The 26416-nt window shown below is 60.4% G+C and carries 22 protein-coding genes; 1 reads left to right on the top strand and 21 read right to left on the bottom strand.

The window, feature by feature from the left end; genetic code table 11:
* Window positions 1-4: 4 nt before the first annotated feature.
* The 21 genes from AC1DHT_RS00110 to tssA form a co-directional block, all read right to left on the bottom strand.
* The gene (locus tag AC1DHT_RS00110; protein WP_427545507.1) at window positions 5-2047 is read right to left on the bottom strand and encodes a type VI secretion system Vgr family protein; all 2043 of its coding nucleotides are present in this window, start codon (window positions 2045-2047) and stop codon (window positions 5-7) included.
* A 21-nt stretch (window positions 2048-2068) separates the two neighbouring features.
* Window positions 2069-3076, bottom strand: coding sequence for a serine/threonine-protein kinase (locus AC1DHT_RS00105; protein ID WP_427545505.1), 1008 nt, complete (start codon window positions 3074-3076; stop codon window positions 2069-2071).
* Window positions 3073-3801 carry a PP2C family protein-serine/threonine phosphatase gene (locus AC1DHT_RS00100; RefSeq protein ID WP_123581112.1) on the bottom strand — a complete coding sequence of 243 codons (729 nt, stop codon included), beginning with the start codon at window positions 3799-3801 and terminating at the stop codon, window positions 3073-3075. Before AC1DHT_RS00100 ends, AC1DHT_RS00105 begins: the two co-directional genes overlap by 4 nt.
* A complete protein-coding gene (gene tssM, locus AC1DHT_RS00095) occupies window positions 3801-7328 on the bottom strand; it encodes a type VI secretion system membrane subunit TssM (RefSeq protein ID WP_477761214.1) in 3528 nt (1175 codons plus the stop codon). The genes AC1DHT_RS00100 and tssM overlap by 1 nt, the downstream gene beginning before the upstream one ends.
* A 14-nt stretch (window positions 7329-7342) precedes the next feature.
* Window positions 7343-8218, bottom strand: coding sequence for a type IVB secretion system protein IcmH/DotU (gene icmH / locus AC1DHT_RS00090; RefSeq protein ID WP_427534159.1), 876 nt, complete (start codon window positions 8216-8218; stop codon window positions 7343-7345).
* A gap of 5 nt (window positions 8219-8223) precedes the next feature.
* Window positions 8224-9555 carry a type VI secretion system baseplate subunit TssK gene (gene tssK, locus AC1DHT_RS00085; protein ID WP_123581115.1) on the bottom strand — a complete coding sequence of 444 codons (1332 nt, stop codon included), beginning with the start codon at window positions 9553-9555 and terminating at the stop codon, window positions 8224-8226.
* 2 nt (window positions 9556-9557) lie between these two features.
* Window positions 9558-10058 carry a type VI secretion system lipoprotein TssJ gene (gene tssJ, locus AC1DHT_RS00080; RefSeq protein ID WP_427534161.1) on the bottom strand — a complete coding sequence of 167 codons (501 nt, stop codon included), beginning with the start codon at window positions 10056-10058 and terminating at the stop codon, window positions 9558-9560.
* Between the two features lie 5 nt (window positions 10059-10063).
* Complete coding sequence (gene tagH, locus AC1DHT_RS00075) at window positions 10064-11263, bottom strand: type VI secretion system-associated FHA domain protein TagH (RefSeq protein WP_427534162.1); 1200 nt, start codon at window positions 11261-11263, stop codon at window positions 10064-10066.
* A 17-nt stretch (window positions 11264-11280) separates the two neighbouring features.
* Window positions 11281-11421: a type VI secretion protein gene (locus AC1DHT_RS00070; protein WP_092276060.1), complete on the bottom strand. Its 141-nt coding sequence runs from the start codon at window positions 11419-11421 to the stop codon at window positions 11281-11283.
* 93 nt (window positions 11422-11514) lie between these two features.
* Complete coding sequence (locus AC1DHT_RS00065; RefSeq protein WP_427545500.1) at window positions 11515-13032, bottom strand: sigma-54 interaction domain-containing protein; 1518 nt, start codon at window positions 13030-13032, stop codon at window positions 11515-11517.
* Between the two features lie 10 nt (window positions 13033-13042).
* Window positions 13043-15697: a type VI secretion system ATPase TssH gene (tssH, locus tag AC1DHT_RS00060; protein ID WP_427545498.1), complete on the bottom strand. Its 2655-nt coding sequence runs from the start codon at window positions 15695-15697 to the stop codon at window positions 13043-13045.
* Between the two features lie 13 nt (window positions 15698-15710).
* Window positions 15711-16718, bottom strand: coding sequence for a type VI secretion system baseplate subunit TssG (gene tssG / locus AC1DHT_RS00055; RefSeq protein ID WP_427534167.1), 1008 nt, complete (start codon window positions 16716-16718; stop codon window positions 15711-15713).
* A complete protein-coding gene (tssF, locus tag AC1DHT_RS00050; RefSeq protein ID WP_429538795.1) occupies window positions 16682-18469 on the bottom strand; it encodes a type VI secretion system baseplate subunit TssF in 1788 nt (595 codons plus the stop codon). The genes tssG and tssF overlap by 37 nt, the downstream gene beginning before the upstream one ends.
* Before the next feature lie 129 nt (window positions 18470-18598).
* A complete protein-coding gene (locus AC1DHT_RS00045; protein WP_427547332.1) occupies window positions 18599-19039 on the bottom strand; it encodes a hypothetical protein in 441 nt (146 codons plus the stop codon).
* Window positions 19036-19461: a hypothetical protein gene (locus AC1DHT_RS00040; protein ID WP_427547335.1), complete on the bottom strand. Its 426-nt coding sequence runs from the start codon at window positions 19459-19461 to the stop codon at window positions 19036-19038. The genes AC1DHT_RS00045 and AC1DHT_RS00040 overlap by 4 nt, the downstream gene beginning before the upstream one ends.
* Window positions 19462-20391, bottom strand: a complete 930-nt coding sequence (locus AC1DHT_RS00035; protein WP_427547338.1) for a DUF6402 family protein — start codon at window positions 20389-20391, stop codon at window positions 19462-19464.
* Between the two features lie 66 nt (window positions 20392-20457).
* Entirely contained in the window at window positions 20458-20982 is a 525-nt protein-coding gene (locus AC1DHT_RS00030) for a PAAR domain-containing protein (protein ID WP_427547341.1), read from the bottom strand.
* A 10-nt stretch (window positions 20983-20992) separates the two neighbouring features.
* Complete coding sequence (gene tssE, locus AC1DHT_RS00025) at window positions 20993-21400, bottom strand: type VI secretion system baseplate subunit TssE (RefSeq protein WP_054594682.1); 408 nt, start codon at window positions 21398-21400, stop codon at window positions 20993-20995.
* A 13-nt stretch (window positions 21401-21413) separates the two neighbouring features.
* Window positions 21414-22889 (bottom strand): type VI secretion system contractile sheath large subunit, encoded by a 1476-nt coding sequence (gene tssC, locus AC1DHT_RS00020; RefSeq protein WP_429538792.1) that lies wholly within the window; start codon window positions 22887-22889, stop codon window positions 21414-21416.
* A 28-nt stretch (window positions 22890-22917) separates the two neighbouring features.
* Window positions 22918-23421, bottom strand: a complete 504-nt coding sequence (tssB, locus tag AC1DHT_RS00015; RefSeq protein ID WP_071552749.1) for a type VI secretion system contractile sheath small subunit — start codon at window positions 23419-23421, stop codon at window positions 22918-22920.
* Window positions 23422-23453: 32 nt separating this feature from the next.
* Window positions 23454-25010 (bottom strand): type VI secretion system protein TssA, encoded by a 1557-nt coding sequence (gene tssA / locus AC1DHT_RS00010; RefSeq protein WP_427545437.1) that lies wholly within the window; start codon window positions 25008-25010, stop codon window positions 23454-23456.
* Window positions 25011-25735: 725 nt separating this feature from the next.
* Here tssA and tssI point away from each other — a divergent pair.
* Window positions 25736-26416 (top strand): type VI secretion system tip protein TssI/VgrG (gene tssI / locus AC1DHT_RS00005; protein WP_442114402.1); only part of this gene is annotated, 681 nt, incomplete at its 3' end.

Raw genomic sequence — 26416 nt, 5'->3', positions numbered from 1 at the left:
TCTGTTAGCCGGAGAAATTGAGCATTCGTTTCGGTTTGCGTTTGATCTGTTCCTCAGGCGCATTCCCCAACGCCTGATCCATCAAACTCCCCGCCTTATCCTTATCCGCCGCCCCCGGCAGCACCGGTGGCTTAATCCCGATCCCCGTCCCATTCCCCGCCGAGCCTCCGGCGTTAATCTTCACCACCGGCCCAACCACCGTCACACCACCGGCATCCAACTTGATAAAGCTGCCACCGCCCTTGATCGTCAGTTCCGATCCGGCCTCGATGACCATTTTGTCGCCGGCCTTGAGGTGGATTTCTCTTCCGACGCTGGTCAGTTGTGCGGTGCCGAGTTTGATGTGTTGGTTCTGGCCGATGGTCAGGTGGTCGTCCATCCGCGTTTCGACTTTTCGGTCGGCAATGGTGGTGCGGTGTTCTTCGGCCTTGAGTTCGGTGTAGGTGTTTTTTTCGACGGTGTCGTGGCGTTCGTTGCCGACGCGGATTTTCTGGTCGTGCTCGATGTTTTCATCCCAGTCGCGTTGGGCGTGGATGAAGATTTGTTCGGCGCCTTTTTTGTCTTCGATGCGCAGTTCATTGAAGCCGCCGCCACCGGGGGAGCTGAGGGTTTTGAAGACGCTGCGGGTTTTGTTCGCCGGCAAGGCGTACGGCACCTGGTTTTCCTTGTGGTACAGGCAGCCGGTCACCAGCGGTTGGTCGGGGTCGCCTTCGAGGAAGGTGACGAGCACTTCCATGCCGATGCGCGGGATGGCGATGGCGCCGTAGCGGTCGCCGGCCCAGCTGCTGGAGACGCGCAGCCAGCAGCTGGTTTTGTCGTCGGCCAGGCCTTCGCGGTCCCAGTGGAATTGCACTTTGACGCGGCCATACTGATCACAGTGAATTTCTTCACCTTTGGGGCCGGTGACTTGGGCGGTCTGGCTGCCGAGCACGCGGGGTTTGGGGTGCAGCAGCTCCGGGCGGTAGAACACGTCCCACGGGGTGGCGAGGAAGCGGTTGCGGTAGCCCTGGTGAAAGTCGTCCTTGTTGGCGGTGGTGTCGCTGGTCACCGACTCTTCGAGGACTTGCGGTTGCTTGCCTTCGTGGATGACTTCGGTCAGCAGCCAGAGGTCGTTCCACTCGGTGCGCGGGTGGTCGGAGATCTCCAGGAAGTGGCCGCTGACCAGGGTGGTCTGGTCGCCATGGCCTTCGGCTTGCTGGTAGTCGGCGCGGTGGCGTTCCAGCGCTCGCTGGCTGAGGAACTTGCCGCGTGCGCGCTCGGTGAAGCGGCCTGGGTAGTCGTAGTCTTCCAGGTCCGGCTCGTCGCTTTTGCCGTCGGGTTTGTAGGCCGCCTCCAGTTGCAGGCGCGGCTTCTCGAAATCGTAGTCGCGGCGCGTGGTGCGGTTGGTGCGGGTTTCCAGGCGCAGGGTGAAGCCTTTGATCACCGGCTCGTCGGCGACCATGCCGCTGCCCTGTACGTAGGCGGTGGGCTGACCGAGTTTCGGGAACACGGTCTGGTCGTCGCCGAATACCAGTTTGTGGCCCTTCGCGTCGTGCTGGAAGTGGTAATGAATGCCCTCTTCCTCGCATAGCCGCTGGACGAAATGCAGATCGGTTTCGTCGTACTGCACGCAGTAGTCGCGATCCGGGCACGGCTGGCTCAGCTGGAAGCTGTAGGCGTTGCCCTTGATGCCGTGTTCTTCGAGGATCAGCGCGATGATTTTCGGCGCCGACATCTGCTGGTAGATGCGCTGGTTGGTGCGGTGGCGCAGGTATTCGAGTTGCGGCACCAGGGACACTTTGTAGCGAGTCAGGCGTTTACCGGCATCGCCTTGGGCGACGCGGTAAATCTGGCCGTGAATGCCACTGCCTTTCGGATCGAACGCCAGAAACGCTTGCTTATGCAGCAACGTCTCAAGGTCCAGATCGGGGTTCTCGCTGACCAGTTCCAGGTCGAAACGAAAGGTCTGGCTGATGCCTTCGGTGCCAGTGAATGACAGCACTTGCAGGTCACCCTGGAAGTCAGCCACGGTCAGGCTGAAATGGGTTTCGTTAGAAGGGTTGAACATTGCTTGCTCCCTGTTCGGTAGTCATCCGTTGCGCCGATGCAGCCAGCGTTGCAGCCAGGAGGAAGTGGCGCCTAGGGCGTCACGCAGTTGTGCGGCAGTCACGGTGCGTTGCGCCGCATCGAAAGCCAGCGCCGTGCGCAGCGCCGGCCAGCAGTGTTTCGGTAGGTGCTTGGGTGCCTGCAGTTCTCGGTCCAGGCGTTCGTCGCGGGCCTGGGTCGACGGCAAGCGGCGGTACGGGTGTTTGCCGCCCGCCAATTCATAAATCACGCAGGCCACTGCGAAGAGGTCGGCGCTGGCGGTCAGCGCTGCGCCTTCCAGCAGTTCCGGCGCGGCATAGCCCGGGGTCCAGGCGTTGAAACGGCTGCGGCTCAAATGCGGCAGGCCGGGCAATACGCCCTCCTCGGCCTGGCCGAGGCCGAAGTCGAACAAACGCACGCCCTCCTCGCTGAGCATCACGTTGCTCGGTTTCAAATCACCGTGCAGCACGCCGCGACCGTGGGCATAGGCCAACGCGTCGAGCAGCGGCAGCGCGATGTCACGCAATTCTCGCCACGGCAGGCCCAGGGGCCGTTCGCAGAGCAGTTTGTCCAGGGTCAGCCCGCGCATCAGTTCCATGGTGATGAAGGCGCGCTGGCACTCGGTGTCCACTTCGAAGCTGTGCAAACGCACCACGTTCAAGTGGCGCAGGCGCCGGGTCAGGGCGAACTCGCTGTAGAGCAAGGCACTGGCGTCCGGCGATTCGGCAAATTCTTCGCTGAGGATTTTCAGCGCTATATACGGGTCGGGGTCACCGAATTGTTCGTGCAGCAGGTCCCGTGCGCGATACACCGCGCCCATGCCACCGGCACCGAGCAAACGCTCGATGCGGTAACGCCCCGCCAGCACGTCCGGCAACGCACCAACGCTGGCCCGGGTCGGCGCCACGGCACGCGGCATCGCATGGGATTTGGCGAAGGCAAAGTAGGTCAGGTTGGCGGCTTCCTCGTCGCTGACCAGCAGTTCGTCGAGCACCGGATTGAGTTCACTCATTGGCGGATCACCACGGCAGTCAGGTTGTCCCGCGCCGAACCGCGCAACGCGCCGTCGAACAAGCGTTCCAGCGCCACGTGCGGCGCGGTCAGGCTCAAGGCGTTGCCCAGCGCGTCGCTGCTCAAGCCCTGGTACAAACCGTCGCTGCACAGCAGAAACGCGTCACCGGGATAGACCTCGAGTTCGAGCACGTCCAGGGTCAATTGCTCGCTGGCCCCGACCGCACGGGTCAAGGCGCTGGCGGCCGGATGAGCCCGGGCTTGCTCGACGCTCATCTGTTGTTCGTCGATCAGTTGTTGCATCAGCGAATGGTCCTTGGACAGCTGATACAAGCGCTGCCCACGCCACAGGTAACAACGGCTGTCGCCGGCCCAGATACAGGCCGCGCGATTGCCGTCCACCAACAACGCCACCACCGTGCTGCCCATGATGCTGTCATGGCGCCCGGCGGTGACGGTCAATTCCTGGCCCAAACGACGGTTGAGCCAGTGCAGGCACTGGCGCACGCCTTTGAGCCGCTCGTCGAAGCTGTCTTCGACGGGCAATTCCGCCAGGCTGGCGACGATCAACTGGCTGGCGATGTCGCCACCCTGATGACCGCCCATGCCGTCCGCGACCACCCACAGGCCATGCTCCGGGCTGTCGAGGAAAGCATCTTCGTTGCGCGCCCGAACCTTGCCCGGATCGGTACGCGCCGCGCTACGCCAGGGGCTGGCAACCAGCATCAGAGCTGCACCGGCATACGGAAGGTGCGCAACACGCCCATGTCGAACGGGTTCGGCGTGCGCTGGCTCATCAGCAGGTAGTTGGCGCGCAGGCCACCCACATCAGCCTTGAGCACCAGCACGTCGCGACCGGTCAGGTATTCGGTCTGCATCAAATCGAACAGACGGAACAGCGACCATGGGCCGGTGTTTTTCTCGATGCCGATCGGCCGGCYGGCCATTTTTTCGAGGACCAGGCTGGTGCGACCGTCTTCCGCGTCGGTTGGCCATTTGAAGGCCACCGGCACGATCGGGCCATGTCGGTATTCCATGGTCTTGTCGCCAAAGCGGAACTCGGAACGGCTGACAGCCGGGTCGAGGGTGTACGGCTCCAGTTTGAACTGCACCTGCGGCTCGGCCGGGTTTTCGGCAAAGAAGCTTTGGCGGATCACTTGTGCCGCGGCCATCTGGTCGAGGTAGACCTTGGACATCGGCAGGCTGTGACCGTCGATGCTGCGCAGGCGGTAGTTGCCCGGATCGCCGCTGACGAATGGACGCATGTAGGTGTCGAAGAAGCGATCGGCAATACCCTGCGCCTTGAAGAACTCGCGGAAGTCGCTGATCGCAACGTCGCTGGTGCTGTGGGCGTTGAACGGGTAACGCTTGTTGATCGCCTTGCCATAGAAGCTGTACAGCTCGCTCTGGTAGCGCTGGTTGAGGTACTGGTAGGAATCGTTGAGCACCAGACGCCAGGTGTCTTCGGCCAGGACGTTGAACCACACGCTGATCGGGCGCGGCAGGCGACCCGAAGCGTTGCGCAAGTTGCTCAGCGCATCGCGCTGGCCGCTCATGCGGGTCTTGGCCATTTCGAACGCGGCCTGATCCGGGGCACTGGCACGCGCCAGGCTGGACAGTTGCAGTTGCAGGTCGTTCAGCGCTTGCAGCGCCGGGGTCAGGTCGGCAGCCGGGCCGTTGTTGTCATCGAGCAAACGGTGCAGCGGTTCGAAGCGCCGTTGCAGGGATTTCTTCGCGGTATCCGGCAGGTTCTTGGTCAGGGCTTCCGACGCCTTGCCCGCTGCAGCGGCGGCGAGCTTGCCGAGTTTTCCACCCTTGGCACCCAGTTTGTCAGCGACGTCGGCGGCTTCATCAGCGCTCTCGGCGATCACCGGGAAACGGGTGTTCTCGCGCACTTCCACCAGCATTTGCAGGATCGGCGAGTTGGCAGACGTCAGCCCAGCCAGTTGCTCAGCACCTTCACCGGCGTCGTTGATTGGTCGCAACGCCACCTGGCCGACCGCTTCGCTCCAGAAGTTGGCGTAGTCGCGGAAGTACAGTTGCTCCAGTTCGACCATCAGGCGGCGCAAGTCCATGCCGCTCATGCCCGAGCCTTCGCCCAGCACCCAGTTGTCACGCAGGATGTCGGTGACCAGTGCAGAGCCCTGGACCGAGAAGTACTGCTGATAACCCTGTTGGGTGTAGAACCCCGGTATCACGTAGTCGGTGCCGACGAACAGTGCGCCCTGCGGACCGAGGTGTTGGCTGAAGCGGTAATCCGGCAGGTTGCGGGCCTGCTCGCGCAGCATCCGGTAGACCACGGTGGCCAGCGATTCGCTGCGCAGTACCTGACGCGCCTGGGCAACCAATGCATCGTTGAGCGGGTAGATAAACGGCTGCTTGAGCAGACGCTCGAAGTGCCCATTCAGACCGTTCTGCACCGCGGTGTTGCCGGTGTAACGGACCGACCAGTCCTGAGCCACCCAATCTTTCAGCCACGCCGGATCGCGGCGATCCTTCATGTTCAGCATCAGGTAGGCGCGCAGGCTGTTAATCAGGCGATCGCGGTCGCCCATGTTGCTGCGAATCTGCCCTTCGAGCAGTTGCGCTACGCGTGGCAGCAACTGGGTTTCAAGTTCACGCTGGTACGCGTCCTTGACCACCGGGTTGCTCTCTTGCCCCTGATACAGACCACCGCGCTCGAACATCGACACATCGCCTTTAGGCGGGAACACCTTGGTCGCTTCATAGCTGGTATCGAGGGTTTTAAGCACGCCCATCGCGTCATCACGAGCGGTCAGCGCCGAGCGTTGCTGGGTCCAGGTTTGCGCCAGCGAACGCAGGTGTTCCAGGCGCTCGTAGTTGGCCGAGAAACCCGTTGCCCAGAGCAAACCGAACAGCCCCAGCGCCGCCAGTGCACCGACGTACAACGCACGCTGCCCCCAATGGATGCGGTTGCGTTCGCGCTTGTCCAGACCGGCCAGATCGGCCTCGGGGAAAATCACCCGGCTGAGCACGTGGTGGATGAACCGCGAACGACCGCTGCGCAAGGTCGGCAGCACGCCGCTGTCGATACCCAGGCTGGCGCCAATGCCGGCGGTGCTCTGGTCCATCTGTTGCTTCAGGTGCGGCGCGCTGGTCAGGTAGAAACCGCGCAACTGGCTGACGCGCTGGTAGCGGTTGCCGGTGAACGCCATGTCGACGAACAGGCACAGGCGCTCGCCGATCTGCCCCAGTTGATGCGGGAAGTCGAGAATGCGACCACGGCGCTGGGTGTCGCGCTCCTGGTGCATGCGCATGATCACCTGGCTGTTGAGGCGACGCAGCAGCTCTTCGAACTCTGCGCGCAGCACGGCCACGTCGGTGCCGCTTTGCTCTTTGCGGAAGCTGGTGCCAAGCACCTGATCGCTTTCTTCGCGGGTCAGTTGATCGAAGAACTCGTCGAAGCCCAGCAACTGGTCGGCCTTGCTCAGCACCAGATAGATCGGCAGGTCGACGTGCAGTTTTTGATGCACGTCTTGCAGGCGCGCACGCACCTGACGCGCCAGGGTGTCGAGGTCTTGCTCGGTGCCACTGAGCAGCAATTCAACTGGAATGGTCACCAGCACGCCGTTCAACGGACGGTTGCGACGACGCTTGCGCAGCAGGTCGAGCAAGGTGGTCCAGGCACTGCCGTCGACATCCACGTCCGGCTGGGTCAGGTAACGCCCGGCGGTGTCGATCAGCACGCCGTGGTCGGCGAAGTACCAGTCGCAATGGCGGGTGCCGATGGTGTCGCGGGTGAGTTTGCGGTCGATCTTGTTGATCGGAAACTCAAGGCCCGAGAAGTCCAGCAGGCTGGTTTTGCCGCTGCCCTGTGGCCCGATCAGCAGGTACCACGGCAGATCGTTGCGCCAGCGTTCGCTACGGCCGCGATACAGGCTGGAGGTTTTCAAGGTGCGCAGCGCGTCTTTGAAACGCGCACGCAGCTCCTTTTGTTCCTCGTCGATCAGTTCTTCGCGGCGAATACGGTCCTGGCCGTCTTCGGTTTCTTCGGCGGCTTTTTTGCGCACACCGGCGCGCCAGCTGACGAAGACCATGGTCAGGCCCCAGATCAGGAACAGCACGCTGATGGTCAGCAGGCGCGAGGTCGAGCCTTCCCAGAATTTGTAATCGTTGACGGCCAGCAGTGGTCCGACGAACCACACCAGCAGCGCGACGAACAGCACCAGCAGCAGGGTCCAGACCCAGGTCTTGCGCAGGAACGCGCCGACTTTCTTGAAAAACTTTTTCATCACACGTCCCTGTTTTACGGCTTCGACAGCGGCTGAACCGCGGCTGGATCAAGCGGCTGATAAGGTTGCAGAACGGTGTCGCGCTGCTCGCCGAGCACCCAGGCAAAACCCGAATACATCACCACCAGGCATACCAGCGTAAACAGCGCGACCATCCACCACGGCACGATGCGCACCAGGCTGCGACGTCGGTCGTTGAGGCCTTCCCAGTGCGGCGACAGTTCACGCGGCACGTCGCCGCGCAGCTGGCGAATCTGCCGATAGAGCGCATCGCGAATGCCGTCGAGTTCCAGCATGCCGCGCGCCTGCACCCGGTACTTGCCCTCGAAACCGAGCGACAGGCACAAGTACATCAGTTCCAGCATCGGCAGGTGTTTGACCGGGTTCTTCGACAGACGATCGAGCAGCTGGAAGAATTTCTCGCCGCCAAAGGTCTCGTTGTGGAAGCTGCTGAGCAGGCTCATCTGCGACCACTCGCTTTCGTTGCCCCACGGGGTGGTCACCACCGCTTCGTCGACCACGGTGCAGAGCACGTAACGTGCGGCCATCACCTGGCTGCTCTCGGCACCGTTGTGCAGCGCCCGGACTTCGAAGAGTTTCAGCGCCGCCGTCAGCCGCTCGTTGAGCGCGTGCATGTCTTCGCGGGTGTCGCTGTGTTTGAGCCGCACCACTTCCGACAGCAGGTCGGACGACGCCGCCACCAGTGAATTGAGGCTGATGTTGAACGCTTCCGCCGGACGCAGGCGCGCAGCGTAGATCATCCGTTCTTCCAGTTGCTCGAAACGCGGCGGTGCGGCGAAATCGGTCAGCGGGCTCTGTGCCGGGCCATGGCCCTGGCGATCGAGCAGGACGGTTTTGTCGTCCTGGTTGTGATCCATTTCCTTGATCATATCGGTCAGTTCCTGATGGCCCAGAATTTCAGTTCAAGCTCGGCAAATTCGCCGGACACGTGGAACGCGAAGCCGCCGGAGCGCTCCAGTTGTGCCAGGTCTTCGGAACTGAGTTCGAGGATGAAATAGGTTTTGTTCGAGTGGAACGGGATCTGCCGCGGCGCCACCGGCAAGGGTTTGACCTTGATGCCCGGCAAGTGCAGGTTGACCAACTGGCGGATGCGTTCCACCGGACCGACCTTGAGGTGGGCCGGCAGGCGATGCCGCAGCTCTTCGGAGTCGCAGTTGGCGCTGGCCGCCAGCACGAATGACGCCGTGCCCAGCAGTTTGTGGTCGTGCAGCGGCGAGACGGTGATGCCGTATTGACGGGCTTGCAGCACCAGTTCGATGGCGTGCTGTTCAAGCACCATCGACAGCACCTGACGAATCGCTTCCATCAGTTTGCGGAAGCTCGCACCCTGGTCGCTGTGCTGATAGCGGCTGTCCAGACGCGGGCGTTTGCTGTCGCTGGCAAAGGTCGACAGATCGCCGAGCATTGTCAGCAGCGTGCGGTACAACTCTTCCGGGTGAACCTGCTCCAGGCCGAGGTAATGGCGCAGGACCAGTTCGGTGCGGTTGATCAGTTGCAGCATCATGAAGTCACCGACTTCCGCGCCACCGACCTTGCCGTTGGAGCGAATCCGGTCGGCAATGGTGTCGCCACGGTGACCGAGCATGCTGATGACTTCTTTGAGGCACGACAGCAGGTAACCCGACGCGTGAGCGTGGATGAAGGTCGGGACGAAGTCCGGATCGAGGCTGATCACGCCGTCGGGCGTGGTGTCGAGGACTTCGCAGATCTTCAGCTTCACGTAGGCCTGGTCGCTCTGCTGCTCGCCGAGCAACAAACGGAAGTCCGGGCGCGCGCAGCTGACCTGGCTGCTGGAATCGTCGCCGGCGTTGGAGTCGGCGACTTCCGCTTCGTACGCGGTGTAACGCGCCAGCACGTCGGATTGCTCCGGACGACGGGACTCGATGTGATTACCGGTCACCAGCGGCAAGGCCAGGTAGATCGGCGTGTTGCCGGTGTTCGGCGGAACGTCGAGGGCCAGCGGCTCGGTGTTGCCACCGAGCTCGAACAGGCTGCCGTCCGGGAGAATCCCCGACGCCTGGCTGATCACCAGTTTGCCCATGTTGAGGAACTGCAAGTCGATCTCGAGCCCCAGAAACCCCCAGGTGTAACTGCCCAGCAACTGGGTACGGGTTTTCATCTGGTTGTCGTAGTAGCGATCGTTGTGCTGGAAGTGCTGCGGGCGCAGCAACATGCCTTCCTGCCAAATGACTTTATGCACGTTCATGTTCAGTCATCCGCCTTGGCGAGCTTTTGGTTTTTGTCATGGATGCCGTTCTTGTCGAGGATCAGTTCGGCCACGGTCAGGTCGGCCGGGGTGACTGGAACCACATAGCGCCATTGGGTTTCACGCAGGTCGCGATACGCCGCGAGCACGCCGACGTAGCGGCTGCCGCTTTCGACGCTAAGCTTGAACTCGGCGGTTTCGCCCGGACGCAGTTCCAGCTCTTCGCTGGCCACCAGGTCTGGCGACAGGGATTCCTTGGCGCGCTCGTACAGGCTGAAGAAGTCAGCGTTTTCGAAGGCCACCGGGTGTTTGAGCTCAATCAGCCGCACGACAATCGGCGATGGTCGGCCATTCAGGTCCGGGTTGACCTGATCGCTGGCGGTCAGCTTGAGGTTGAGCTTGGTGACGGTGGAATACGGCGAAATCGACGAGCAGCCGGCCAGCAGCACCAGGGCGGTGAACGCTGTCAGCAGGTTGATTATTACGGCCTTGCAGCGAGACATGCGCATCATCCTTGGTGGTCGGTGTGTAGGGTGGAAATCAGGCGGATCTGTTCTTCGTAGGCCTGGGCGAAGTCCCGCGCCAGCAGGCGTTCGCTCCAGTCATCGTCCTGACGCAGTGCCTGGTGATAACGGCCGTAGGCTCTCCAGCGGCTGCCCGAGGTGGCGAGCAGCGGCTTGTTGCCGTCGCGCTCGAAACGCAGGGTCAATTGCTGCGGCGAGAAGTGCTCGAGGGTGCCGCGTACCGCCGCGCGGCTGGCGGTGAGCAAGGCCACCTGATGCGCCTGCAAGTCACGGAACGCCCGCGAGATCGCCTGCCCCGCCGGCAACTGGCCGGGTTTGTCGCCCTGCAACAGAATGCCCAGCGCTTCGCTGGCATCGACGGCAAATTTCAGCGGGTTTTTGCCGGTGCCTTGCACTGTGGTCTGCGCCAGGCGCAGTTCGTTTTTCAGCTCCGACCGGGTGCGCAGGCTCTGCTGCAAACCACCAACGCTTTGCTTGAGCAAACGCGCGGCGTTGATCGCCAGGGCTTCGCGGCTGTCGTGATCGAGGCCTTTGAGGTCGACACCCAGCGCATCACCGAAATGCTCCCAGAAGCCTTCGCTTTGACGCTCGACCGCCTTGGGTGCCGGTGCAGGCTCCGGCGCGGCAGGCGCGGCCACCAGTTCCGGCACCAGCAGGCTCTCCATGTCGATGCGCGCGTAGTCGGCACGCTGGCGCGGCTCCTGACGCGGCGCATTGAGGGCGCTCAGTTCGTCGATTTCCGAGTAGACCCGTTCCTGTTGATCGAGCGCCATGAGCGGATCAAGGTCGAGAAACGCATCGTCCGGAATGATGCTGCCGGCGGCTTGCGGGCGGCCGACTTCGGTATCGAAGGTGGCCGGGTCGCGTACCAGCCGTGCACGGATTTCGAAATCCCCCAGCACGTAGACACTGCCGTGTTCGATGCGCTGCGCTTCACCCTTGCGCAGGCGCGCGCCGCTTTCGCTGGCCTGAATACCGTTGCTGCTGGTATCGGTCAGGAAAAACGTGCCGTCGCGGTAGCTGATCAGCGCGTGATGGTTGGACAGGTGACGCTTGCGGTCCGGAATGATCCAGTCGCAATCCTCGCCCCGCCCGATCACGCCGCCAGCCTGCTTGAAGGTCTTTTGGCACAAATCCGTGGGCACGAACTGCTTGGTGTTCAGCATTTCGAAAACCAGTTCCATGATGTCGCTCCTTGCGGTCACTTGCCGCGATTGACCGCCTGCGGATCACCCAGAGGGCGATAGGTGTTGTCGTTGAATTTGTAATTGCCGCTACAGCCCCCGAGGCCGCATAGAACGACGAGGGTCAGCAGGACGGCTTGCCAGTGACGAACAGGCATCAGAGGGTCTCCAGGGCTAAACAATGCACAAAGCGCCGACCCTTGAGGGCGGCGCTGACAGAAGCAAAAGGGGTGAGATGACGCGTCATGGGCCTATCCATCGAAATCACCCAAGTTGATATTCAGGCGCCCGAGGCGGTACAGCAGCGTGCGCCGTGGCAGGCCGAGTTCGCGGGCGGCGAGGGTCTGGTTGCCGTCGTTCTTGCGCAGGCAATCGAGCAACAGACTGCGCTCGACCTGCTCCAGGCGTTCGCGCAGGTTCAGGCTGCTTTCCTCGGGGGCGGTGTCGATGCGCAGCGAGAAATGCTCGGCCAGCAACTCGCCGCCTTCGCAGAGCAACACGGCACGTTCGACCAGGCCTTTGAGTTCACGAACGTTGCCGGGAAAGGCGTAGCTCGACAGGTGATCGAGCGCCGCGTCGGACCAGCGCACCGCATCGCGTTGCAGGAAGGCACAGGCCTTGTCGGCGAAGTGTCGGGCCAGGTCGAGGATGTCGCCCTCGCGCTGACGCAGGGCCGGCAGTTCAATCGGGAACTGCGCGAGGCGGTAGTACAGGTCTTCGCGGAACTTGCCTTCGCTGACCAGCACCGCCAGGTCGCGGTGAGTCGCGGCGATGATGCGCACGTCGATCTTGTGGGTGTCGTTGGAACCCAGCGGACGAATCTCGCCTTCCTGCAATACCCGCAACAGCTTGGCTTGCAGGGACAGCGGCATGTCGCCGATTTCGTCCAGCAACAAGGTCCCCCCGTTGGCCGCATCGAACAGTCCGGCGCGATCACGGTCGGCACCGGTAAAGGCGCCTTTGCGGTAGCCGAACAGTTCACTTTCCAACAGGTTTTCCGGGAACGCCGCACAGTTCTGCACGATGAACGCCTGGGAACGGCGCGGCCCGCAATCGTGGATGGCCCGCGCCACCACTTCCTTGCCGGTGCCGGTTTCGCCCCGCAGCAGCACGGTGTACGGGCTGTGCAGCACCTTGCTGATCAGCTGGTAGGTCTGGCGCATCGCCGAGCTTTTACCGATCAAGCCATACCCGCTGGCACTCGGCACGCTGCTGGGCATCGGCGACACATCGCCCACCGGCCGGCGCAGCCGTTGCAGCAGGTGCAATTGCCCGAGCACGAACGAACCCAGTTGCCCGAGCGAATCGGCAAACCCCTGCAACTCGACCTGTTCACGGCTGGCGCACAGCAACAGGCCGACCACCGCTTTTTGCGGGTTGAGCAGCGGCACGCACAGCAGTGACTGCCACGGCACAGCCTGCTCCGGCAGGAAACTGGTCTCGTGCAGGCTGCCACTGAGCCCGGTGAGGCTGAGCACACGGTTCTGGCACAGCGAGAATTGCAGCAGTTGCTCACCGTTGTAGTCGGCCGGCAGGCTCTCGGTTTCCCGGGGTTGCAGGATGCCCTGCAAACACTCGGCATTCAGCCCGAGGCTGGTGTGGGTAGCATCGAGCAGGTACAACTGACTCAACTCACAACCACTGAGCTCGGCGACCGCGCGCACGAAGTCACCCAGCAGCGCCGCGCCGTCAGCCGCGCACGACAAGCTGGCGAACTTCGCCAGCAAGGCTTCGGCATAGACCAGCGGTTGCGGCACTCGAGTGAACATCACACTCACCTCAGGCGAACTCGCAGGTCACGCTAGCGTCGCCATCGAGCGTTGCGTGAACGCGCTTGAGGCTTTCACCGGTGGCCATCGCCTCGAGCAGACGATCCGCCACCAACGGCAGCACGTGCAGGTCGAGCAAGTGGTCGATCAGGCGCGCGCCGCTGTCGCTTTGGGTGCAACGCTCGGCGAGGTGATCGACGAGGTTCTGGCAGTACGTGAAATCCAGCTGGCGGCGGTTCAGGCGCTCGCCCAGACGGCCCAGTTTGATTTCGATCAGCTCGCGCAGCACCGGGCCACCGACCGGGTAGTACGGCACCACGCGCATCCGCGCCAGCAACGCCGGTTTGAAGTGTTTGCTGAGCACCGGGCGGATGGTTTCTTCGAGGACTTCAGCGGTTGGCCGCGCACCGTTTTCGCAGAGTTCGCTGATGCGGTCGCTGCCCAGGTTCGAGGTCATCAGGATCAGCGTGTTGCGGAAGTCGATTTCACGCCCTTCCCCGTCGTTGGCCACGCCTTTGTCGAAGATTTGGTAGAACAGGTTGAGCACGTCCGGGTCGGCTTTTTCGACTTCGTCGAGCAGCACCACGGAGTACGGTTTCTGCCGCACGGCTTCGGTGAGCATGCCGCCTTCGCCGTAACCGACGTAGCCCGGTGGTGCACCGATCAGGCGCGAGACGGTGTGCTTCTCCTGGAACTCGGACATGTTGATGGTGGTGATGAAACGATCACCGCCATACAGCAAGTCGGCCAGCGCCAGCGCGGTTTCGGTCTTGCCGACGCCGCTCGGGCCGACCAGCAGGAACACGCCCACCGGCGCATCGGGTTTGTTCAGGCCGGCCGCGGTGGCGCGCATCGAGCGGTCCAGTGCGTGGACGGCTTGTTCCTGTCCGCGAATCCGCGTGCGCAGGTCGGTGGCGAAGCTTGCGACCTTGGCGTTGTGCTCACGGGCCAGTTGCGCCAACGGCACACCGGTCCAGGCACTGATCACTTCAGCCACCAGACGTGGGCACACTTCGAAACTCACCAGGCGTTCCTTGACCTGGGCATCGGTCAGGGCGCGGTGGGTTTCGTTCAGCGCGGCTTCCAGGGCTTCGACGCTTTGCGTTTCGTCCACGCTCGCTTCGAGGGTTTCGATTACCGTGCCTTCAGCGTCCTCTTCAACCGTGACGGTCGGCTCGACGGCCGCGGCTTCACGGGCCTTGGCCAGTTGCTGACGCAGCTCCAGCAAGCGCTCGGCCAGCTCTTTTTGCTCGGTCCAGAGCGTTTCCAGGGCGACCCTTTCGTCTTCGGCGGCGTCCAGGCGATCTTCCAGCGCATCGAGCGCTTCATGGTCGATCAGCAAACCGGCTTCGGCATCACGACGCAGGGCCTGACGCTGACGCCCGCCTTCGGCCAGTTCGCCACGCAGGCGCTCAAGGCTTTCCGGCGCGGCAGCGAGGCTGATGCGCACGCGGGCACAGGCAGTGTCGAGGACGTCGACGGCTTTGTCCGGCAGCTGCCGGCCGGCCAGGTAACGTGCCGACAATTCCGCCGCCGCGACCACCGCGTCATCGCGCAGGTAGATGCCATGGCTCTTCTCATACACCTGAGCCAGACCGCGGAGGATGGTCACCGCTTCGCTGACGGTCGGTTCGTGCAACTGCACCGGCTGGAAACGACGGGCCAGGGCCGGGTCTTTCTCGAAGTATTTTTTGTACTCGGCCCAGGTGGTGGCGGCGATGGTGCGCAACTCGCCACGCGCCAAAGCCGGCTTGAGCAGGTTGGCTGCGTCCGAACCACCGGCATTGCCGCCCGCGCCGATCAGGGTGTGCGCTTCGTCGATGAACAGGATGATCGGTTTCGGCGAGGCTTTGACTTCGTCGATCACGCCTTTGAGGCGACGCTCGAACTCACCTTTGACGCTGGCGCCGGCTTGCAGCAGGCCCATGTCCAGCGACAGCAGTTCAACGCCCTTGAGCACTTGCGGCACTTCACCGGCGGCAATGCGCGAGGCCAGACCTTCGACGATCGCGGTTTTACCGACGCCGGCTTCACCGACCACAATCGGGTTGTTCTTGCGGCGGCGCGCAAGGATGTCGACCATCTGCCGAATCGCGCCATCGCGGCACAGTACCGGGTCGAGTTTGCCGTCGCGGGCTTGCTGGGTCAGGTTGTGGGTAAAGCGTTGCAGCAGCGATTCACCCGGTACAGCCGGTTTGCCGGTGGCCGGTTGTTCCTTCTGCGACAGGGCAAAATCCTTCAGGCGATCAATGTTCAGTTTCGCCAGCAATGGCTGGTAACGGCTGCCGGCGTAGCGCATCGGATTGCGCAGCAGCGCGAGGATCAACGCGGCCTGTTCGACCTGGCTCTGGCCCAGTTCAAGGTTGGCCACCAGCAACGCATCTTGCAGCCACTGCACCAGTTCCGGGGCGAACACCGGGTTGCGCGAGGCGCTGTGCTCAACCCGCGATTGCAGCGCGGCGCTGAGTTCGCCAGCATCGACTTCGGCGTCTTGCAACGCGCGTGCGAGCAAGCCTTGCGGGCGTTCCAGCAGGCCCAGCAACAGGTCTTCGACGAGGATCTTGCTGCCGCCACGGGCGACGCAGCGTTCGGCCGAACTTTCCAGGTCACGACGGGTTTCGGCGTCCAGCGCCTGGATCAGTTGTTGCAGGTCTACGTTGATCATTGGTCTCACGTCCTTAATGAATTTTGCTACCCAGGGTCACCACGCCGTCCGCGTGTTCGCGGCCCAGCCAACTGGTCCACCCCAAGCGACAGGCGTTCTGCTCACCGATGCGCAGTTCGCGGATTTCTTCCTGGCGCAGGACCAGGCGAATGTCGTAATCGAGCGGGTCACGCAGGGTGAACCGCACCAGCGCGCACAGCGGCTGGTAGCCGAAACCGATCGGCAGGAATTCGTGAAAGCGCTGCCAGTCGAGCTCGCGGATGTGAATCCGGAACTTGCCGCTGCGGTCGCGCACGCTCTCGCCCAGCACCAGGTCTTCACCGAGCGCGCTGTTGGCGCGGCCCAGGCGGTTACGCTGTTCGTCGAGGATTTCCACGCGGCGCTCGATGCACTGCTCGATGGTCAGTTCGGCGTGCTTGAAGTAGTAACGCAGTACCGCTTCGATCAACGCCGCCGAATGCGCTCGCAAACTCAACAGGCCGAGGTACGGCAGCAGGCGTTTCCAGTTCAGTTCCTGGGCCTTGCGAATGTCTTCGCCACCCAGGCCGATCAGCGCAAACAGCTGCGAGGAAAACGGGTCGAGGGCGCCACTCTGGAAGCTGGCGCGGTAGCGGTACTTGCGCCAGATCGGCAGCATCAGCCGTTGCAGGCGATGGTGGAACAGGTCGAGGAAGTGCCGTGTCGGGTTGCCGTCTTCGCTGTCGCCCAGCGCTTGCTCACCATAGAACGCCGGCAACGGCGAACCGGAACCGACCAGGCCGATCAGGTTAAAACGCAGGCGCGCGCGCAGCTGCCCGTGCTCGCGGAAAAACTCCACGCGATCGACGTCGCTGCCAGGGAAACCCAGGCTCGGGTTGGCCTGGAATTCCAGCTGGTCGTAGAGGTCCTCTTCGCCCAGGTACGGGTGAGCCTCGCGCAGCCGATCGACGACCAGCAGCACGGCCTGAAACAGCGAGTACTCGCGTATTCCTCGGGTCAGCCCGCTTAAAGCAGAGGCTGAAGGCCCATACGTGGTGTCCATTGGTACACCTCTCCCTGTGTGCTTTTTACCCGCAGCTCGTGGTACGAATTGAGACTGGCGTAAAGCGCGAAAAACTCGTTAAGAACCGAAGCGAAGACGAACAGGTCGCCTTCGCCGATATAGCCTTCCGGGTCGATGGTCAGCTCGGTGCGCAACCCGCGCAGCGGCAACCCTCGGTGCAACCGGTCGACGTGCTGGTGTTTGATCGACTTGAGCCCGCCCAGCAGGCGTTTGCTGACCTTCTCCGCGTGCTGGTCGTAGTAGCGCGGCAGGTCGTAGGTTTCGAGAATCACCTTGAGCGCGTCGACGTTGGCCAGCGACAGGTAGTTGAGCGACATGTTGCTGATCAGCTTCCACAGGAAGTCACGGCTCAGCGGCGGCGCGAAGCTCGACGTGGCCGGGGTGATGTTGCGAAAGCTGAGGAACTCCGGGGTCTCTTCGCAGGCCATGCAGATGTCGCCGAGCTTGAGCCGGCGTGGCAGGTTCTGGTTGGTGCAGATCAGCTCGATCGACAGCGTTTCGTGGGCTTCGGTGTGGCGAATGCCAAAGCTCAGGTAAGTGTCGAGGCCGTCGTGCAGCAACGAGGTGCGCTGGCGGATGCTGTAATGCGGACGGCTTTGCGGCACGTCGAAACTCGGGTCGTGCTCGAACGATTCGAACGGCACGTACTCCTGATAACCCAGGCCGCCGGGCTTCCAGCCGGTAACGCCTTCAACCGAAAACACTCCGCAGTTTTCCAGGTCGTATTCAGCCGGCAGCAACAGGTATTCGTCCTGTTTGCCATCGAGGCGAATCGGCAAGGCGTCATGCTTGAACAGGTTGACGATGGGCGTGCAGTAGAGCTTCACGTTGTCCAGGGTCGGGCGCAGACGCTGGATGCCGCTCTTGCGAATGTCGAAGCGCAGCTCCAGGCCGCGCATCTGCTTGAGCGTGTCTTCAGGCAGCGACTTGAGCAGGTCCAGACCGTTCAGATCGACGAACAGGAACTTGTCCTGGAAGGCGAAATATTCCTGCAAGTAGCGATAGCCACGGAAGGTGTTCAGCGGATACGGGATCAACGCTTCTTCTTCGGCAAAACCCACCGGCTGCACGCGGTCGCCAGGCATCTTGAACGCCATCGGCGTGCCGTTAGCGCCATTGAGCGGCTTGCCGGCCGCGTCCAGCGGAATCAGCTCGATGCCTTCCAGATTGCGCAACAGGCTCAGGTAAAGCATCTGACTGATGTAACGCTCGCCGGCCAGGTGCAGGCGCAGACGACTCAGGTCCAGCTCACCGATATGCCCGTCGCAACTCATCTCCAGGCGCAGGCTCAACAGCGAACCGTCGCCCTTCACCGAGTACGTCAGCGCAGTCAGGTCCAGCGGCAGGACTTCCGTCGGGTAGCAGGTACGAAACCGGCAACGCACATCATCGATCGGCACACTCTCGATCGGCGTATCACGCTCGACCTGCAACGCCGGCCCGGAACGCTTCAGCGGGTCGAACTGCAAAATACTGAACGCCGGCAACGGCCGCATGTAGTTCGGCCACAGCAAGTGCATCAGCGAATGGCTGAGCTCCGGCAACTCGTCATCGAGCTTCTGCCGCAGGCGGCCAGTCAGGAACGCAAAGCCCTCCAGCAACCGCTCCACGTCTGGGTCACGCCCGGCCTGGCCGAGGAAAGGCGCCAATGCCGGGCTGCGCTCGGCGAATCGACGACCCAACTGGCGAAGCGCGGTGAGTTCGCTTTGGTAGTAGTGGTTAAAGGACATGGGTTAGCTGCCTGGTAGTGGATCTCATGAAAAAACTGCCCTGTGTATTACGCTCGATGCCCGACTTGATCATTGGATGGCGCCTGCAGGCTGGCTTGGCCAGGCCTGGCGTAAGGGTTCATACGGGGCTCAATCTTCAAGATGTACATAAGGGGTATTACTGATAAACATATTTAGCCAATGCGACTCCCACCGGGGCATGGCGATATCGAAAGTTTTTTTGTCTCGATTAAAATATATCCACGCAATGCCGACAGTGGAGTCATCTTCAGTCACCCTCATATCCAGCAATTGTGTGTCATACAAAGGTGTACGATAAACCTCTTGTGGATTTTGCCTATCGATTACTCTCAAGTAAGCCATTCCACCAAGTGTGAAGATTTTCCCAACCCTTACATTTTCCAAAACATACCGACCAGAAGGACTAACTACTGTCGAACTGGCTGGATAATTTAGAATCGTGGTAACGACAAAAAACAACAAAGCAGAAAGAGCCACGAGCAAAACAATTGCTCGACGGATACCCTTCCGATGTTTACCAACAAATACACTGCTGAACCCGGCGATCATTTCCCACTCCCGCTTAACGTCTCTACAGAATACGAGGTATTACTTACAAAGCGATTCATCCAGTAGTCTTCCCAGTGCTGAGAATGAAAGACAAACTTTTTCTCAGACGTCAGAAACTCAACACTAGGAATACTCAACTTTCCGTCGCCTTCACTTACCTGCATATCCAAAAGTCTTGTCGGGTATAGCGGGCTGCGATAAATGTAACTAGGGGAATCTTGGTCCGTAACTCTTAGATAGGAAAGGGCCTCTCCGAAAAACAAAGAAGTAAATGGTACGCGCTCCACGATGTACTGCCTTGAATAACTCAACTCGATAACATCTGGTCGGCGCTGAGACAGATTATCGACAAACGAATAAAATGATAGCGCCCCGACCACCAGGGCCGCTAACACAATCAGGCATGTGATTCTGAAACGCATTTACTCAACAACCTTGATCAAAGTAGGTGTTACGCTCTCGTACATAATGTCGGAGTACACTGTGAAATCCCCACCTTTACCGTGTGTTGCTCGATATTCGGAAAAATCACTATTTTGAATCAAGTGATAACGCTTTCCGTCAATATCCTTGAACATGGCCTGCACATCTTCGCCCCGCATTGCGGCTGTTCTGGCCAGTTCTGCTTTCCCCATTGCCGAAAGAAAGTTGGAGCCATTGCTTGTTACTGGATCTGCTACACCATCGTAGTTCCAATAGCCTAAGGGCTGACTGAACCGGTTACCTACATCGCTGAAATCATAACTGTCGTCAATATAAAACCCTAGACGATTCACCAGAAAGCTGATTTTCCCTGAAGCGATAATAACTTCACCCTCAGCAATCACTCTCATATTGAAATTTGCAAGGGCGCCCCTAAGCTCATCCAGCAGAAAAATGTTAGCGTTTGACGTCCTAACTGGAATAGTATTGGTATATCCAAACTTTTCAGCATCTCTAGCATTTTCAAATTTTATTTGATACGCACCGTCAACTTTACCTGCAAAATTCCCTGGGAAAATCTTGCGCATTCTAACCAGTGCATCTGGGCTATTCCATTTGGCCCTTAGCTCATTAAAAACTTCATTGGCGCGCTTAAACTTCAAAACCCATGCCATCTTAACAATTGAGCTTTCTACATACGGATCGCGCGGTTCTTTTTTATGATTTTTGGTATGTTCATCCATCCCACCATCTTCAGTTGCCCATGGATTGCCTTTAAACCAATAGCGCATCAATCCGGCAGCGACTGGCCAGTTCATCTTATCCATCGCCCCAGGGATGTCCGAGACTCTAAACTTACGCACAGTTGCCGTCTGCCCGATCTTCTTGCTCGCCGGCGAAAGCGTTGCTGTCACTGTTGTATTTGCCATGTCAACATCCCTGTCGTTTTTGCTCGCCTACCCTGCCACTTACCGGGTGAGAGCTATTGTGCATTCTCAAGCAATCGCCACTTTTGTTTGCTGTTCAATAATCAGCTCAACGGGCTCGGCAACGTCCGAGTGGATCATCTTTGTCTTGCCATCGGCACCTGTAACACCGGTAACAATTTTTCCGGAGGCCGTCTTCAGCGTGTATTCGATTCCGGACAGCGGCTTCCCGGTGTCCTGACAATTGATCACAAAGTGCTCGTTAAACGGCCACTGAATCTCCACCGGCAGCGGCGCCACAAACGGCGCCGGCGTATGCGAATTCCCGATAATCACCGTCGAAGACCCGGCGGTAACTTTATTGCCATGGGTCCCTACGGAGTCCACGGTCGCCGCCGGTTTGCCGTTGATCAAAACGGTACTCGCCAACCCGCCAACCATCGCACCACCACACGCGGAGGCATCGCCTTCGCGGGCGGCCGCGAGGCCGTCGAAGAATACGTCGCCGGAACCGGCGGCGATCGGGTTGGTGCTGTGGCCGGGGAGCGGGCAAGCGGTTGGGTCACCGACTCGGGCTGCGGGTTTACCGGACATCGTCGTCTCCTTAATTGACCTTGACTTGACCGCTGCCATCCAGGCGCGCGGCAAAACTGACCTGACGCTTGAAACCTTCAACTTCCAACAGGCCTTCGATACTGAAGGTCAGCCTGAGTTGATCGTTGTCTCGCGGCAGGGAAACGACACGCACGTTGGTGAGGCGTGGCTCGTAGGCTTCGATGAAGCGTTCGATGGCCAGGCGGGCCTGACTCAGGGAGTCATGCAGGCTCAGGCGCATGTCGTTGAGATCGGGTAGCCCGTAATCGGACAGCGTTTGCACGCTGCCCGCACGGGTGCTGAGCATCTTGGCCAGATGGGCAGCCACCGACGCCATGGCGGAAACCTCGCGGCTCCAGCCGACGCGTTTGTCCGCGTCGCCACCCAGGCGTTCGAAAAGGCTGCCGTATCCAGTCATGAGTTAGCTCCGCTTACTCTTTGTCCAGCTTGCCAACCAGCGACAGGGTGAAATCGGCACCCATGTACTTGAAGTGCGGGCGCACGTTCAGGCTGACGCGGTACCAGCCTGGCTCGCCTTCAACATCGCTGACGACGATCTGGGCGGCACGCAGCGGACGACGGCCACGAACTTCGGCGCTCGGGTTTTCCTGGTCGGCCACGTACTGGCGGATCCACTTGTTGAGTTCCAGCTCGAGGTCGGTACGTTCTTTCCACGAACCGAGTTGCTCGCGCTGCAGCACTTTCAAGTAGTGAGCCAGGCGGTTGACGATCATCATGTACGGCAGTTGGGTGCCGAGCTTGTAGTTCAGCTCTGCGGCCTTGCCTTCGGCACTGATGCCGAAGAACTTCGGTTTTTGTACCGAGCTTGCGGAGAAGAACGCGGCGTTGTCGCTGCCTTTGCGCATGGTCAGGGAGATGAAGCCTTCCTCGGCCAGCTCGTATTCACGACGGTCGGACACCAGCACTTCGGTCGGAATCTTGGTTTCGATTTCGCCCATGCTTTCGAAGTGGTGCAACGGCAGGTCTTCAACCGCGCCACCGCTTTGTGGGCCGATGATGTTCGGGCACCAGCGGAATTTGGCGAAGCTGTCGGTCAGCTTGGTGCCGAACGCGTAGGCCGTGTTGCCCCACAGGTAGTGCTCGTGGCTGTTGGCGACGGTTTCTTTGTACACAAACGATTTCACCGGGTTTTCTTCCGGATCGTACGGGTTGCGCAGCAGGAAACGCGGAACGGTCAGGCCGACGTAACGCGAGTCTTCGGACTGACGGAAGCTCTGCCATTTGGCGAATTGCGGGCCTTCGAAGTGATCTTTCAGATCCTTCAGGTCCGGCAGGCCGGTGAAGCTTTCCAGGCCGAAGAATTTCGGGCCGGCAGCGGCGATGAACGGCGCGTGGGACATGCACGCAACGCTCGACACGTACTGCATCAGTTTCACGTCTGGCGAGCTTGGCGACATGAAGTAGTTGGCGATGATCGCGCCCACTGGCTGGCCACCGAACTGGCCGTATTCAGCGGTGTAGATGTGCTTGTACAGGCCAGCCTGCATCACTTCCGGCGAATCTTCGAAGTCGTCCAGCAGGTCTTGCTTGGAGACGTTGAGGATTTCGATCTTGATGTTTTCGCGGAAGTTGGTGCGGTCGACCAGCAACTGCAGACCACGCCACGCCGATTCCAGCGACTGGAAGTCCGGGTGGTGGAGGATTTCGTCCATCTGACGGCTGAGCTTGGCATCGATCTCGGCGATCATGCGGTCAACCATGGCTTTCTTGACCGGCTCACCGTTGTTCTGCGGCTTGAGCAGTTCTTCGATGAACGCCGACACGCCGCGCTTGGCGATGTCGTAGGCTTCGTCGTCCGGGGTCAGACGGGTTTCGGCGATGATGCTGTCGAGAATGCTGTATTCGCCGTTCTCGTTACTTTTTTGCTGCGCTGCACTGGTGCTCATAGTGTTGGCTTCCTTGGCTGATGGGGACTCAGGCGTCCTGGGCTGCGGCGTTCAGGCCCAGCTCACCCAGTACGCGACCGCGCGATTCGTCGTCGGCGAGAACGCCTTCGATGGCTTTGCGGAAGGCAGGTGCGTTACCCAGTGGGCCTTTGAGGGCTACCAGGGCGTCACGCAGCTCCATCAGTTTTTTCAGCTCAGGCACTTGCTCGACCAGGCTGGCCGGGTTGAAGTCCTTCATCGAATTGACGCGCAGTTTCACGGCCAGCTCTTCGGTGTCGCCCTCTTCCTGAAGACGGTTCGGCACGCTCAGCGTCAGCTGCAGTTCTTGCTTGGCGAGCACTTCGTCGAAGGTCATCTTGTCGATGCTGATCGGCTTGCGATCTTCAACTTTGCGCTCGTCCGCGCGGTGGGTGTAGTCACCGATTGCCAGTAGTTTCAGCGGCAGTTCAATCTCTTCCTGAGCACCGCCGGTGGCGGGTTTGAAGGTGACGTTGATGCGTTCCTTGGGGGCTACCGAGCCTTCTTTGGCCATGGCTTTTCTCCTTGCGGTTGTGGCCCTGGGGCCTATTCGAGTACCACTTCGAGATCGAGGTGGCACAGCCTGCGATAAATCTCTTCCTTGCGTTCTCGCACTGCGTGGTTCTGCGGCAACAACTCACAGCAGCTATGCAGGAGGTGCAGCACTTCCAGCGCAAGATCAGGCTCCCAGGCGTGCAAGCCTGAGTTCTGTAATTCTGAATCGAGGGTTTCGAGTTGGGTCTTGGCCAGTTCGTATTTCTTGGCCAGGAAGCACAGTCGCGCCAGGCTGAACTGCCAGAAGAACCGCACGCGCCCGCCGTGGGCGGCTTGCAGGCCTTGCTTGAGAATCTGCACCGCGGCCTTGAGGCCGTCCTTGCGCAGCACCGGCAAGACTTCTTCGAGCGCCAGTTCCCAGGCCGGTTGGCTGCTGCTGACTTCGACCTTGCGCGGCGCGCTGGCGGTTTGCAGATGGGGCATCACGTGGGCGCTGATCCAGGCGCGAGTGGCCGGATCAGCGAACGGCGCGCCATCGTGGTAACGCAATTCGACGATGCCTGGCAGGCGCTGAATCAACAACGCGAAGTGGATTTCCACTTCGCGCATGGCCAGCTCGGCGTTCAGCCCTTGCAAACATTCCCAGACCAGCCGCTGGCCATCGAACCAGAACGGTGCCTTGGCCAGGCTCGCCTCCAGTTCTACCAACAGGTCGGCGAATTGCCCCTGCTCGAAACGGTCCTGATAGATTTTCAGCTTGTCGACCGGTAGCCCGCGCAATGCGGTGATTTGCTCGGCGTTGCGCTCTGGGACAGCGTCGATCGGCAGCCAAAGCAACGTGCGATTCAGGCGCAGGGCGCGCAGGTCAGTGGCTTTCTGCTTCAGCCACCAGGCGCACAACGGGCGCGCATTTTCCTGCTGCGCGCGCAGGGCCTTGTGGGCTTCTTTTTCGTTGTCGATCGGCGCCCCGGGGGTGAACAGTTGCGTCGCGACCTGCTTGACCTGAGCCACCACCGCGCCGACAGCGCCGGGCTCCGGCTGGTTGTCGGCGGCGCGCTGGACCATGTTTTTCAGACGGCGGGAGATCGGCAGCAGCAGCGGCGCGTCGTCGCCCAAATGCTCGGTGCAGGCAGCATCGAGACCTTCCAGGTGCTCGACCAATCGGCGGAACAGCGGCAGTTGCTCTTTGATCGCGACGTTTTCGTTCAGCACCTGCTCGAGACGCGGCACCAGCCAATTGATGGCGGCGGAACGGGTGCGGGCCTTGTTCGGGTGAATCTCGGCCCAGTGGTTTTCACACAGATGGTGCAGCAGGCCGAGGCCGGCCAGCAGGCCCTGGAAGGATTCGCGCTGATACAGCGCCCAGGTCAGCCACGCACCAACGCGCAAATCCTTGGACTGGGTTCGCAGCAGCGCTTCACTGTTTTCGCGGATTTTCAGCCAGTCGATCTGACCGCTTTCATGCATGGATTGGGCTTTGCCCAACTCGCTTTCCAATGCCTCATATTCGCTCGAAAAACGAACGTCCTCGCCCGCGAAATTCTCTTTGGAAACAGAGGCTTTTGCGAGTTCAAGGTAATGAGCGGAAAGTTTGCTTGAGTAGGACATCCATGGCCTTTAATTAGGATTACAGTCATACGGCCCTTGGAGTTGCAATGGCGCCGGACAGTATCAAAGAGCTGCGATGAATCTCATCCAATTGAGTCCTCGCTCTTTAAAGTGCGCGCATCCTAATCACAATGATGGCTATTAGCAAGCACCCGATTAAACAACAAGACAGTGTCGTCTCTGTTGCTTGCAGGAGATCTCCCTATATGTGACAGGGGATTCCCTGACACCAGACTTGATCTTTCCACCTTCGACGCGAGCCCCCCGAAACCATTGAGCCAGAGCGGTCAATCATCCCTGTTTATCATCACCGAGGAATTCATATCCTGACGCTGACGCCAGCATGACAAAAACAGAAAATGAAAAATGTAGGAGGTTTCTGAAAAGTTACAGTCATCCATAGACATCGCGACAACTGATAATAAGCAATAGAAAGTGCCATCAAAATGATGGCACCCCATATATCACCCATCCCCTCCAAATACATCCTCAGCTCGCCTCAAACTTCACAAAAGTTTCGAAAGCCCTTCGCATTGCTGACGCAATATGCTGAAACGCGGAAAACTCCGACGTGTTTGCTGGAGGTGTCCGACATTCATTTTTTTGCCCTCTTGTTAGCGTGTTGGGCAGTTTGCGCTTGCGCAGGCCAGGTATGGCTTGGGCACCGCGATTTATCTCTTCTTTGGGCTTAAGGACGAGCCACGAAAAAGCAAAAGGATGAGCATATGTCCGCACCGGCCCATGCTGCCCATTTCACGCTTGTGATTCCGACGGTTCGCAACGATTTCAAAGTCCTGGCCTTTGACGGCACTGAAGCCATCAGCGCCTTGTATTCGATCCAGATTGAACTGGTCAGCGAGTACCCGGATTTCGATCTGGAGAGCCTGCTGAGCCAGCCGGCTTTCCTCCAGTTCGGGCTTAACGGCGAAGGTATTCATGGCTATATCGACGGGGTGCGCGCAGATGATGTCGGCAAGCGCCTGAACCGCTATCAGCTGATCCTGGTGCCGGCGCTGCACTATCTGCAGTTCAGTCGCGACCAGCGGATTTTCCAAGGCCAGACGGTACCGAAAATCATCGCTCGGGTACTCAAGGCACATGGCATCCAGGCGGATGCCTTTACCTTCAACGTCAGCACCAGTCCCGAGCGCGAATACTGCACTCAATACGGGGAAAATGATTTCGAGTTCGTCCAGCGACTGTGCGCCGAGGACGGCATCGCGTGGCATCACCAGCATTCCCGCGAAGGCCATCTGTTGGTGTTCACCGACGGCCAGACCTTCTTCCCCACACTGGGCGAAACCCCGTATCAGCAAGACGCCGGCATGCTGGCGGAGCATTCGGTGATCAGCCAGTTCTCCCAGCGTTTCAGCACCCGCACCAGCAAGGTCACACGCCGGGACTAT

The organism is Pseudomonas sp. 05N432 (genome assembly GCF_056396945.1).
This window is presented reverse-complemented; position numbering and strand designations above follow the sequence as displayed.